At 46.0% G+C, this 685-nt stretch carries 3 tRNA genes and 2 rRNA genes; all 5 read right to left on the bottom strand.

Annotated features, from left to right (window positions below):
- Positions 1-67 precede the first annotated feature (67 nt).
- Positions 68-143: transfer RNA gene (locus AC1DEF_RS29095), tRNA-Lys, on the bottom strand.
- A gap of 8 nt (positions 144-151) precedes the next feature.
- Positions 152-227 (bottom strand) — tRNA-Thr (locus tag AC1DEF_RS29090).
- A 26-nt stretch (positions 228-253) separates the two neighbouring features.
- Positions 254-329, bottom strand: a tRNA-Val gene (locus tag AC1DEF_RS29085).
- Between the two features lie 9 nt (positions 330-338).
- A 5S ribosomal RNA gene (gene rrf, locus AC1DEF_RS29080) occupies positions 339-454 on the bottom strand.
- Between the two features lie 110 nt (positions 455-564).
- Positions 565-685, bottom strand: a 23S ribosomal RNA gene (locus AC1DEF_RS29075); the annotation flags it as partial.

Genomic DNA, 685 nt, shown 5'->3' with positions numbered 1-685 from the left:
TCGTAAGACACTAGATCCTAAGTCTAGCGCGTCTGCCAATTCCGCCACACCCGCGTGTGAATATAAATGGTGAGCCATGAAGGACTCGAACCTTCGACCCTCTGATTAAAAGTCAGATGCTCTACCAACTGAGCTAATGGCTCGAAAAAAATGGTGCCGGCAAGAGGACTTGAACCCCCAACCTACTGATTACAAGTCAGTTGCTCTACCAATTGAGCTACACCGGCGTGCAATCTCTGACTTAAATAGTCGATGGTGGAGGATGACGGGATCGAACCGCCGACCCCCTGCTTGTAAGGCAGGTGCTCTCCCAGCTGAGCTAATCCTCCGAAATATAAGCCTGGCAACGTCCTACTCTCACAGGGACAAAGTCCCAACTACCATTGGCGCTAAAGAGCTTAACTTCCGTGTTCGGTATGGGAACGGGTGTGACCTCTTCGCTATCGCCACCAGACATATTATATTATACACTATTTTATAAAGAAAGCAATACTTTTTTTCGAAAGATTTATTCTTTCAAAACTAGATAACAGTTCGCTGAGTAAAGCTTACGCTTTTAAAAGTTTGGTTAAGTCCTCGATCGATTAGTATCAGTCAGCTACACATGTCGCCACGCTTCCACCTCTGACCTATCAACCTGATCATCTTTCAGGGATCTTACTAGCTTGCGCTATGGGAAATCTCA

The organism is Priestia sp. 10L35 (genome assembly GCF_056395685.1).
The sequence above is the reverse complement of the archived record's forward strand: the minus strand, read 5'-3'. Positions and strand labels throughout refer to the sequence as shown.